Origin of the sequence: Pseudomonas sp. 18.1.10 (assembly GCF_024655625.1) — a bacterium.
In the GTDB taxonomy this organism is placed as follows: Bacteria; Pseudomonadota; Gammaproteobacteria; order Pseudomonadales; family Pseudomonadaceae; genus Aquipseudomonas.
Window position 1 is genome coordinate 1 of the sequence record NZ_JANLGL010000173.1, and the last position, 11,606, is coordinate 11,606.

Here is an 11,606-nt window from a genome sequence, read left to right on the forward strand (position 1 = left end):
TTTACTGGCCTCATCGCGGGCAAGCCCGCTCCCACAGGGGAATGCATTCCAAATGGGGGAGCGGGCTTGCCCGCGAATACGGAGTGTCAGTCACTGAGTCAGTTGACTGATACACCGCTTTCGCGAGCAAGCCCGCTCCCACAAAAGCCCGCACCACATTTGAACTGCGTAAGCCTCAGATCGGGCAGGTCACGCCCGTGCCACCAATCCCGCAATAACCCTGCGGATTCTTCGCCAGGTACTGCTGGTGATACGCCTCGGCAAAGTACACCGTCGGCGCTTCGTCGATTTCCGTGGTGATCTCACCCAGCCCGGCCTTGGTCAGCTCTTGCTGATACGCCTGGGCGCTGGCTTTCGCCGCGTCCAATTGCTCCGGCGTGGTCGCATAGATCACCGAGCGGTACTGGCTGCCGATGTCGTTGCCCTGGCGCATGCCCTGGGTCGGGTTGTGCAGTTCCCAGAACATCTTCAGCAGGTCTTCGTATTTCACTTTGGCCTGGTCATACACCACCAGCACCACTTCGCTGTGGCCGGTCAGGCCCGAGCAGACTTCTTCGTAGGTCGGGTTCGGCGTGAAGCCGCCGGCGTAGCCGACCACGCTGCTGACCACGCCATCGCGCTGCCAGAACTTGCGCTCGGCGCCCCAGAAGCAACCCAGGCCGAAGATCGCAAAACCGACGTCATCCAGGAACGGCCCCAGCAACGGGTTGCCGTTGACGAAGTGGGTTTCAGGCAGCGTCATTGGGGTTTCGCGGCCAGGCAAAGCTTGTTCTGCAGTAGGAAGCACGTTTTTATTCACCAGAATTTCCGAGCGCAAGACCATAATCAGTCCTCTCGTCAGGTTGAGTTAGCGGTAAAGATTCAGACAGCCAGTCTGCCCGAGAGTTACCACGCTGTCAGGCGATTGGCCCGCGTGGATAGCGCTTGAGCATAGCAAACAGCTCAGCGCCGGGGATTGGTCGGTCGAACAGGTAGCCCTGGCCGACGTCGCAACGGTGCCGGCGCAGGAACGCCAGCTGTTCAGCGGTCTCGATGCCTTCGGCCACGACCTTGAGCTTGAGGTTGTGGGCCATGGCGATCACGGCCGAGGTGATTTCCATGTCGTCCTGGTTGTCCGGGATTTCGTGGATAAAGCTGCGATCGATCTTGATGATGTCGATCGGGAATTTTTTCAGGTAGCTCAGCGACGAGTAACCGGTGCCGAAATCGTCCATGGCCAGGGTCAGGCCAAAGCTTTTCAGCTGGTCCAGTTGCAGGCGCGTGTCCTCGGTGGCTTCCAGCAGCAGGCCTTCGGTCAGCTCCAGCTCCAGCAGGTTGGCCGGCAGGTCTTCTTCCTTGAGGATGGTGGCAATCGAGGCCACCAGGTCCGGGTCGGAGAACTGCTTGGGCGACAGGTTGATCGCCACCTGCAGGTTGCCCATGCCGGCGGCGCTCAGTTGCTTGCTCATGCGGCAGGCCTGGCGCGCGATCCATTTGCCGATGGGGATTATCAAGCCTGTCTCTTCCGCCACGCTGATGAACTGGTCGGGGCGGATCATGCCTTTTTCCGGGTGGTTCCAGCGCAGCAGCGCTTCCATGCCCAGCAAGCGGCCGCTGCGCAGGCACAGCTTGGGCTGGTAGAACACGTCCAGCTCGTTTTGGGTCAGGGCGCGGCGCAGGTTGTTCTCGACGAACAGCTTGTAGCTGGCTTCGGCGTTGAGCGCTTCGGTGAACACTTGCACCTGGTGCTTGCCGTTGGCCTTGGCCTTGTGCAGGGCCAGGCCGGCGTTACGCATCAGAGTCTGCGGGTCGCGGCCGTGCAAGGGCGCGCAGGCCAGGCCCACGGAGCCGGTGACGCTGATTAACTGGTTGTCGACGAACATCGGCTTGTCGAGGGTCGCCAACAGCTGGCTGGCGACTTGCTGGCCGGTTTCCAGGTCGGTGTCGTCGAGCAGCACGGCGAATTCGTTACTGGCAAACCGCGCCAGGCTGCCGCCGGCGCTCAAGCTGTTGCGCAGGCGCCGGGCCAGGCTGATTAGCAGTTTGTCGCCGGTCTGGTGGCCGAGGCTGTCGTTGATGCGCTTGAAGTTGTCGATGTCCACCAGCAGCAGGCTGATCGGGCTGTCGCTGTCGCGGGCAAACCGTTCGTCGAGATTGCGGATAAACGCCGGGCGGTTGCCCAGGTTCGTCAGGTTGTCGGTGTAGGCCAGGCGTTCGATGCGCTGCTGGGCCAGCTTGGTCTGGGTGATGTCTTCGTAGATGCCGATGTAGTGCGTCAGCTCACGGTTGTCGCCGTACACCTTGGAGATCGACAGCTGGCCCCAGTAGGGTTCGAGGTTTTTGCGCCGGCTCTTGAATTCGCCCTGCCAGCTGTTGCTCTTGGCCAGGCTGGAGGGTGCGTCGAACAGCAGCTCGCTGAGGTTCTCCAGCGCCGGCAGTTGTGCCAGGCGGTGGCCGTGGACTTCTTCGGCGCTGTACTGGGTGATCGCGGTAAAGCTTGGGTTGACGTACTCGACCACGCCGTTGCAGTTGACCAGCAGAAAGGCGTTGGCGCTTTGCTCCACCGCACGCTGGAACAGGTGCAGGGCGCTGGTGGCGGTGCGGCGGTTGTGGTTGTTGATGACTTGCGCGAACTGGTCCGCCAGCTCGCCGGCAAAGGCAATCTCGTCGGCCTGCCAGATACGCGGGCTGCGGCCTTGCTCCAGGCAGAGCACGCCGACCACTTGGCCATCCACGCGGATGCTGGCGTCGAGCAGGGCCTGGATGTCTTTGGCGCGCAGCTCTTCGGCCAGCTCGCGGGTGCGCGGGTCGCGCAGGGCGTTGGTGGCGTCGATCGCGCGGCTGCTGTGCAGGGCTTCCAGGTAATCCGGGAAGCCGCTGGCATCGATGGGCTCGGGCAGGTAGTGCTGCTGGTCGGCGCGCAGGTAGGCGGCAATCGGCACCAGGCGCTGGTCTTCGAGGTGCCAGATGCGCGCGCTGTCGACCTGGTAGATTTCACAGGCGCTGCGGGTTATCAGCTCGGCCGCTTCCTGGAGTGAATTGTTCGCGGTGTAGCGCTGGCGGGCCAGCAGCAGGATCAGCTCCTGTTGGGCGCGCACGCGTTCCAGGTGCTGCAGTTGTTCTTGCTGTGCGCGCTGGTTGAGCTCCAGGGCGATCTGCAGGCGGCTGTTCTGACTTTCCAGGTCGGCCGTCGGGGCGGTCGTCGGGATTTCACTGAACAGGCCGTCGACCACCATCAGGTAGCCGCGCAGCAGGTGGCGATTGTGTTGTTTGTAGGCTTCGCCCATTTCCAGCAGGCTCAGCGGGCCGTCGCTGGTGTGCAGGGTGTAGCGCACCAGGTAGTGGGGGCTGTGGCTCAGTTGTTGCTGGATCGCATCATGCAGCTGATAGCGCGCCTGGGGCTCCATCAGGCTGGCGTAGGGGGTGCCGAGCAGGGCGCACAACTCGACCGCCGGCAGGCCGAATTGACGTTCACAATTGGGGTCGAGGTAGAGCAGGGCCCAGCTTGCCTCATTCAGCCGCTCGAAACGCAGCATACCGAGGCGCGAAGGCACCGGTAATTGCGTCACTACCTCGGCCGCCATACGGGCGACATCGGGTTGGCTTTTCATGGGGGAAACTCGCTTGGGAAAATGCGCACGGCGCTGGGCTCACGCCCTCTTTTCTGTCGCCTGCGGCAAGGTTGCATCATGCAGCACGCACTGACAAGAGAGGATGAAGGCTAAGTGCTATAAGGGGGTTATCGGCCGCGCGAGGGATTTCTGAAATGGCGGTGATGGAAGGTGTACAAACCTGTTTTGCCTGTCCAATTATCATCGGAAAAACAGGCAAAAAAAGCCCCGCCAAGTGGCGGGGTTGAGGTACGAGCGTGTGGCGCTCGGAAATCGGTGCAACCGGGCCTCCCCGATGAAAGGGAGGCCCGTTGAGGCTTACAGCAGAATGGTGCGGATGTCGTTCAGCAACTGGCTCAGGCGCTGCGTGAAGCGTGCAGCAGCGGCGCCGTTGATTACACGGTGATCGTAGGACAACGACAGCGGCAGCATCAGCTTCGGCTGGAACGCTTTACCGTCCCACACAGGCTGGATAGTGGCCTTGGACACACCCAGGATCGCCACTTCCGGCGCGTTGACGATTGGCGTGAAGCCAGTGCCGCCAATGTGCCCGAGGCTGGAGATGGTGAAGCACGCGCCCTGCATGTCGTCTGCGGTCAGCTTTTTGTCGCGAGCCTTGGCAGCCAGTGCAGCCGCTTCGGCAGCCAGTTGCAGCAGGCTCTTCTGATCGACGTTCTTGATGACCGGTACCAGCAGGCCGTCAGGGGTGTCTACCGCGAAGCCGACGTTCACGTACTTCTTGCGAATAATCGCCTTGCCGCTTGGTGCCAGCGAACTGTTGAAGTCCGGCAGTTCCTTGAGCAGGTGTGCGCAGGCTTTGAGCAGCAGTGGCAGCACGGTCAGTTTGACGCCGGCCTTCTCGGCCACGGCTTTCTGCGCAACGCGGAAAGCTTCGAGGTCGGTGATGTCAGCCTGGTCGAACTGGGTCACGTGCGGAATGTTCAGCCAGCTGCGGTGCAGGCTCGACGCGCCGATTTGCATCAGGCGGGTCATCGGCACTTCTTCGGTCTCGCCGAAGCGGCTGAAGTCCACGACCGGAATCGGTGGAATGCCTGCGCCGCCGGTAGCAGCGCCGGCAGCCGGAGCTTCCTTGGCTTTCTGCATCATAGCTTTGACGTAGACCTGCACGTCTTCTTTCAGCACACGACCGTGTGGGCCGGTGGCCGACACAGCGTTGAGCTCTACGCCAAACTCGCGAGCCAGCTGACGCACGGCAGGGCCGGCGTGAACCTTGGCACCGCTTGGCGCAGGTGCGGCAGCCACTGGAGCCGGAGCGGCCTCAGCTTTTGCAGCAGGCGCCGGAGCAGCGGCAGGTGCAGCCTCAGCCTTGGCAGCCGGAGCAGCAGCCGGAGCTGGAGCAGCCGCAGGCGCAGCGCCTTGTACTTTCAACTTGAGGATGAAATCGCCAGTGCCGACTTCGTCTTCCAGCTTGACCGCGATGCTTTCCACCACGCCGGCAGCCGGCGAAGGGATTTCCATGGAGGCCTTGTCGGACTCCAGGGTAATCAGCGACTGGTCAGCTTCGACGGTGTCGCCGACTTTAACCAGCAGCTCGATGATCTTGGCCTTGCCCGACGAACCGATGTCCGGCACGTGGATGTCCTGGACAGAAGCAGCGGCCGGAGCAGCAGCCGGGGCCGCAGGGGCCTCGGCTGGCTTCTCGGCTGGCGCCGGTGCAGCAGCGGCAGCCGGAGCGGCCGCAGGTGCCGGGGCCGCATCAGCGGCACCTTCGATTTCCAGTTCCAGCAGTTCGTCGCCTTCTTTCAGGCGGTCGCCCAGCTTCACTTTCAGGCTCTTGACCACGCCGGCCTTGGGGGCAGGGATTTCCATGCTCGCCTTGTCCGATTCCAGGGTCAGGATGCTCTGGTCGGCTTCGACGGTGTCGCCGACCTTCACAAACAGCTCGATTACTTCACCTTCACCGCTGCCGATGTCAGGTACGCGAATGAGTTCGCTCACAAAAAGTCTCCTCAGCAGTCCAGTGGGTTGCGTTTTTCCGGGTTGATCCCGAACTTGACGATAGCGTCTGCTACCACCTTAGGTTCGATCTCACCACGGTCAGCCAAGGCTTCCAGGGCTGCCAACACCACGAAGTGACGGTCGACTTCGAAGAAGTGACGCAGCTTCTTGCGGCTGTCACTGCGGCCGAAACCGTCGGTGCCCAGGACTTTGAATTCCTTGGACGGGACCCACTGGCGAATTTGTTCGGCGAACAGCTTCATGTAGTCGGTAGAGGCAATGACTGGACCCTTACGGCCGGCCAGGCACTCTTCGACGTAGCTCTTCGCTGGTTTTTGACCAGGCTTGAGGCGGTTGCTGCGCTCTACGGCCAGGCCGTCGCGACGCAGTTCGTTGAAGCTGGTGACGCTCCACACGTCGGCACCGACGTTGAACTCTTCACGCAGGATCTTCGCCGCTTCACGCACTTCGCGCAGGATGGTGCCGGAGCCCATCAGCTGTACGTGGTGCGCTGCTTCCTTGGTGTCTTCTTCGAGCAGGTACATGCCCTTGATGATGCCTTCTTCCACGCCAGCCGGCATGGCAGGCTGCTGGTAGGACTCGTTCATCACGGTGATGTAGTAGAAAACGTCCTGTTGCTCTTCGGTCATCTTCTTCATGCCGTCCTGGATGATCACCGCCAGCTCATAGCCGTAGGTTGGATCAAAGGTGCGGCAGTTCGGGATGGTGGCAGCCAGGATGTGGCTGTGACCGTCTTCGTGTTGCAGGCCTTCGCCGTTCAGGGTGGTCCGGCCGGCGGTACCGCCGATCAGGAAACCACGGGTACGGCTGTCGCCTGCTGCCCACGCCAGGTCGCCAATACGCTGGAAGCCGAACATCGAGTAGAAGATGTAGAACGGCAGCATCGGCTGGTTGTGGCTGGAGTACGAAGTACCGGCAGCGATGAAGGAGCTCATGGCGCCCGCTTCGTTGATGCCTTCTTCGAGGATCTGGCCCTTCTTGTCTTCCTTGTAGAACATCACCTGGTCTTTATCGACTGGCTCGTAGAGCTGGCCGACGGAGGAGTAGATGCCCAACTGACGGAACATGCCTTCCATACCGAAGGTACGGGCTTCGTCCGGGATGATCGGGACGATGCGCGGGCCGATGTCCTTGTCCTTGACCAGCTGCGCCAAGATACGCACGAAGGCCATGGTGGTGGAGATTTCACGGTCGCCCGAGCCGTCCAGGATGGCCTTGAGGGTGCTCAAGTCCGGGGTCGGCACGCTGAAGCTGTTGGCACGGCGCTGTGGCACAAAACCGCCCAGTGCAGTGCGACGCTCGGCCAGGTAACGGGCTTCGGCGCTGTTTGGCTCTGGCTTGAAGAACGGCAGGTTCTCCAGCTCTTCGTCCTTGACCGGGATGTCGAAGCGGTCGCGGAACAACTTCAGGCTTTCAACATCCACTTTCTTGGTGTTGTGCGCAGTGTTCTTCGCTTCGCCGGCACCGGTGCCATAACCCTTGATGGTCTTGGCCAGGATAACGGTCGGTTGTTCTTTGTGGTTCACCGCTTCGTGGTACGCCGCGTAGACCTTGTACGGGTCGTGGCCGCCACGGTTGAGCTTCCAGATCTCGTCGTCGGACAGGTCTGCAACCATCGCCTTGAGTTCTGGCGTGTTGAAGAAGTGTTCACGCACGAACGCGCCGTCTTTGGCTTTGTAGTTCTGGTACTCGCCGTCGATGACTTCGTCCATGCGACGTTGCAGGATACCGTCGACGTCCTTGGCCAGCAGTGGGTCCCAGAAACGGCCCCAGATGACTTTGGTCACGTTCCACTGAGCACCACGGAACACGCCTTCGAGTTCCTGGATGATCTTGCCGTTGCCGCGAACCGGGCCGTCGAGGCGCTGCAGGTTGCAGTTGATGACGAAGATCAGGTTGTCCAGCTTCTCGCGGCCAGCCAGGGAGATGGCGCCCAGGGATTCCGGCTCGTCACACTCGCCGTCGCCCAGGAAGCACCAGACTTTCTGCTTGCCTTCAGGGATGAAGCCACGGGCTTCCAGGTACTTCATGAAACGTGCCTGGTAGATCGCCTGGATCGGGCCCAAGCCCATGGATACAGTCGGGAACTGCCAGAAATCAGGCATCAGCCAAGGGTGTGGGTACGACGACAGGCCGCCACCGTCCACTTCCTGGCGGAAGTTGTTCATCTGGTCTTCGGTGATGCGACCTTCCATGAACGCGCGGGCGTAGACGCCTGGCGAGGTGTGGCCCTGGAAGTAGATCAGGTCGCCGCCGTGTTCGTCGGTCGGGGCCTGGAAGAAGTAGTTGAAGCCGATGTCATACAGGGTTGCGCTGGAAGCGAAGCTGGAGATGTGACCGCCCAGGTCCGAATCTTTCAGATTCGTGCGCATTACCATCGCCATGGCGTTCCAACGTACCAGCGAGCGAATGCGGCGTTCCATGAACAGGTCGCCAGGCATGCGTGCTTCGTGGGTAACGGGGATGGTGTTGCGGTATGGCGTGGTGATGGCGTACGGCAACTGCGAACCGCTGCGGGTTGCGAGTTCGCCCATACGGGTCATCAGGTAGTGAGCACGGTCTTCGCCTTCTTTGTCGAGAACCGATTCCAGGGCGTCCAGCCATTCCTGGGTTTCGACGGGATCGAGGTCTTGCATGGCTTGCTCCAGGGCGGAAAGGCTACCAGAATCGGTTGCCTGAAGTTTGCGACTGGCCTTGTGGGCAGACGACATAAATTCTTGGATGGCCGAAGGTTGCTTCGGCGTCCTGTAGTTTTACTACAAATCGTCGGCCATTTCAGCCTTTCGAATGTATATACGAGTAGTAAAACTACACAAGACTGAGCGTATGGCTCGGTCTGGCTGGTGAGCATAATCGTTAATGTTGATCTTTTGCAGACAAGAAAAGGTAGAAGTTTAATGTTGCCTGCCAAGAAATATGAATTTTCAGCTATTTATAACCTTTGTTCGACAGTCCATCGCCGCGCTGGGTTCTTGCAGTCATCACAACAAGCCAAATACGCGCCGATCAAGGATAGACCATGAGCCTTCCAACGCTGGCCAAACTACCGGCCATCCTCTTGCCTTACGCCAGCCGTGCCGAGCAGTCATTTCGTGACGCCGTAGCCACGCTGGGCGACGATCATGGCCTTTCTGCGTGGTCGCCGCAACGGTGGGCCGACTTCGCCCGCGTGTGTGCGGCCAGTGATTTCGTGATTGAACAGAGTGTTCGTGACCCCTTGATGTTGCTGGAGCTGGTGGCCTGGGGCGAGCTGGACCGGGGTTTCGCCCCCGGCGAGCTGTGCGGGCAGATGGCTGGCGCTGTGCAACAGGTCGAAACAGAAGATGAACTGGGCCGCGTGCTGCGCCGCCAGCGCACCCGCCAGCAAGTGCGCATCATCTGGCGCGACCTGACCCGCCAGGCCGACCTGGTGCAAACCTGCCGCGACCTGTCCGACATGGCCGACGCCAGCATCGACCAGGCCTATCAATGGTTGTACCAACGCCATTGCGCCCAGTTCGGCACGCCCACCGGCCGGCGCAGCGGCGAGCCGCAACAAATGGTCATCCTCGGCATGGGCAAGCTCGGCGCGGTGGAGCTGAACCTGTCGTCGGATATCGACCTGATCTTCGCCTACCCCGAAGGTGGCGAAACCGTGGGTGTGAAGCGCGCGCTGGATAACCAGGAGTTCTTTATCCGTCTTGGTCAAAAGCTGATCAAGGCCCTCGACCCGATGACCGTCGACGGGTTTGTGTTCCGTGTCGATATGCGCCTGCGACCTTATGGTTCCTCCGGCTCGCTGGTGCTCAGCTTCAACGCGCTGGAGCAGTACTACCAGGACCAGGGCCGCGACTGGGAGCGCTACGCCATGATTAAGGCGCGGGTGGTCGCGGGTGACCAGGTCGCCGGTGCGCAACTGCTCGACATGCTGCGCCCGTTTGTCTACCGCCGTTACCTGGACTTCTCCGCCATCGAAGCGCTGCGCACCATGAAGCAGCTGATCCAGCAGGAAGTGCGGCGCAAAGGCATGGCCGACAATATCAAGCTGGGCTCGGGCGGCATCCGCGAGGTGGAATTCATTGCCCAGGCCTTCCAGCTGATCCACGGCGGCCGCGATCTCAGCCTGCAACAACGTCCGCTGCTCAAGGTGCTCGGCACCCTGGAAGGGCAGGGTTACTTGCCGCCGGCGGTGATCGCCGAGTTGCGCAATGGCTACGAATTCCTGCGTTACACCGAACATGCGATCCAGGCGATTGCCGACCGCCAGACGCAAATGCTCCCGGACACCCCGGAAGACCAGGCGCGCATTGCCTTTATGCTGGGCTTTGATGACTGGGCTGCGTTCCATGAGCGCTTGATGTACTGGCGTGGCCGGGTGGATTGGCACTTCCGCCAGGTCATTGCCGACCCGGATGAAGAAGAGGGCGAAGAAAGCGAATTGGTTGTGGGCGGCGAGTGGTTGCCGCTGTGGGAAGAATCCCAAAATGAAGAAGCCGCCTGTCGGCAGTTGGCCGAAGGCGGTTTCAGCGATGCGGCCAAAGCGCTCAAAGCCCTCGCAGGGCTGCGCAACAGCCCGCAATTGCGTGCCATGCAGCGCCTCGGTCGCGAGCGATTGGACGCGTTTATTCCGCGCCTGTTGGCGCAGGCGGTCGAACACGCCAACCCCGACCTGGTGCTGGAGCGCGTATTGCCGCTAGTGGAGGCCGTCGCGCGGCGTTCCGCTTATCTGGTGCTGCTCACGGAAAACCCCGACGCGCTGCGTCGCCTGTTGACCCTGTGCGCCGCCAGCCCGTGGATCGCCGAGCAAATCACCCGCTTCCCGCTGCTGCTCGACGAATTGCTCAACGAAGGCCGCCTGTTCAAGCCGCCCCTGGCGCCGGAGCTCGCCGCCGAACTGCGCGAGCGCCTCACGCGCATTCCCGAGGACGACCTTGAACAGCAGATGGAGGCCCTGCGCCACTTCAAGCTGGCCCACCGCCTGCGCGTCGCCGCCTCGGAAATCGCCGGCAGCCTGCCGTTGATGAAAGTCAGCGACTACCTGACCTGGCTCGCCGAAGCCATCCTCGAACAAGTGCTGGCCCTGGCCTGGCGCCAGACCGTGGCGCGTCATGGCTCGCCGCAGCGCGTGGACGGCACCCTGTGCGATCCTGGGTTCATCATTGTCGGTTATGGCAAAGTCGGCGGCATCGAACTGGGGCATGGTTCGGACCTGGACCTGGTGTTTATCCACGACGGCGACCCGCAGGCCGAGACCGACGGCGCCAAGCCCATCGATGGCGCGCAGTTCTTCACGCGCCTGGGCCAGCGCATCATTCACCTGCTGACCACCCAGACCAACTCCGGGCAGCTCTATGAGGTGGACATGCGCCTGCGACCTTCCGGCGCATCGGGGCTGTTGGTCAGCTCGCTGGGGGCCTTCGAGCGCTATCAGGAAAACGAAGCCTGGACCTGGGAGCATCAGGCCCTGATCCGCGCGCGGGTGCTGGTGGGCAGCCAGGATGTGGGCCATGCGTTCGAGCAAGTGCGGGCCAAGGTACTGGGGCGTGAGCGCGACCTGGCCACGCTGCGCCAGGAGGTCAGCGAGATGCGCGCGAAGATGCGTGACAACCTCGGCACCAAAGGCACCACGGCCGGCACCGGCGCGAATGCCTTCGAAGCCACGGCGCTGTTCGACCTCAAGCAGGACGCCGGAGGTATCGTCGATATTGAATTTATGGTGCAATACGCGGCTTTGGCGTGGTCTGCGCAACATCCATCGTTGCTGCGCTACACCGACAATATCCGCATTCTGGAAGGCCTGGAGCAGGTGGGCTTGATGCCCGCTGCCGATGCCCATCTGCTGCGCGAGGTGTATAAGGCCTACCGTTCCGCCGCGCACCGCCAGGCCTTGCAGAACGAGGCCGGCACGGTGGCCGGGGATCAGTTCGCCGACGAACGGCGCCAGGTGATGCGAATCTGGAAAGAACTGGGGTTAAGCTGAAACTCGATTAAATGTGGGAGCGGGCTTGCTCGCGAAAGCGGTATATCAGTCAATATTTTCAGTGACTGACACTGCGC

General features: G+C 61.6%; 5 protein-coding genes. 1 reads left to right on the plus strand and 4 read right to left on the minus strand.

Annotation, left to right across the window (positions count from 1 at the left end; translation table 11 throughout):
- Positions 1–175: 175 nt before the first annotated feature.
- The 4 genes from msrA to aceE form a co-directional block, all read right to left on the minus strand.
- Positions 176–823 (minus strand): peptide-methionine (S)-S-oxide reductase MsrA, encoded by a 648-nt coding sequence (gene msrA, locus NUV89_RS22750; RefSeq protein ID WP_257783078.1) that lies wholly within the window; start codon positions 821–823, stop codon positions 176–178.
- Between the two features lie 73 nt (positions 824–896).
- Positions 897–3,590: a bifunctional diguanylate cyclase/phosphodiesterase gene (locus NUV89_RS22755; RefSeq protein WP_257783079.1), complete on the minus strand. Its 2,694-nt coding sequence runs from the start codon at positions 3,588–3,590 to the stop codon at positions 897–899.
- Between the two features lie 318 nt (positions 3,591–3,908).
- Positions 3,909–5,549: a dihydrolipoyllysine-residue acetyltransferase gene (gene aceF / locus NUV89_RS22760; RefSeq protein WP_257783080.1), complete on the minus strand. Its 1,641-nt coding sequence runs from the start codon at positions 5,547–5,549 to the stop codon at positions 3,909–3,911.
- Between the two features lie 11 nt (positions 5,550–5,560).
- Complete coding sequence (gene aceE, locus NUV89_RS22765) at positions 5,561–8,206, minus strand: pyruvate dehydrogenase (acetyl-transferring), homodimeric type (RefSeq protein WP_257783081.1); 2,646 nt, start codon at positions 8,204–8,206, stop codon at positions 5,561–5,563.
- A gap of 383 nt (positions 8,207–8,589) precedes the next feature.
- On the opposite strand from aceE, the gene glnE reads away from it, so the two are divergent.
- Positions 8,590–11,529, plus strand: a complete 2,940-nt coding sequence (gene glnE / locus NUV89_RS22770) for a bifunctional [glutamate--ammonia ligase]-adenylyl-L-tyrosine phosphorylase/[glutamate--ammonia-ligase] adenylyltransferase (protein ID WP_257783082.1) — start codon at positions 8,590–8,592, stop codon at positions 11,527–11,529.
- Positions 11,530–11,606 lie beyond the last annotated feature (77 nt).

What these genes read in the sequence shown, in the direction of transcription:
- msrA (WP_257783078.1), bottom strand. Translation starts at nt 823, where the DNA reads ATGGTCTTGCGCTCGGAAATTCTGGTGAATAAAAACGTGCTTCCTACT.
- NUV89_RS22755 (WP_257783079.1), bottom strand. Translation starts at nt 3,590, where the DNA reads ATGAAAAGCCAACCCGATGTCGCCCGTATGGCGGCCGAGGTAGTGACG.
- aceE (WP_257783081.1), bottom strand. Translation starts at nt 8,206, where the DNA reads ATGCAAGACCTCGATCCCGTCGAAACCCAGGAATGGCTGGACGCCCTG.
- glnE (WP_257783082.1), top strand. Translation starts at nt 8,590, where the DNA reads ATGAGCCTTCCAACGCTGGCCAAACTACCGGCCATCCTCTTGCCTTAC.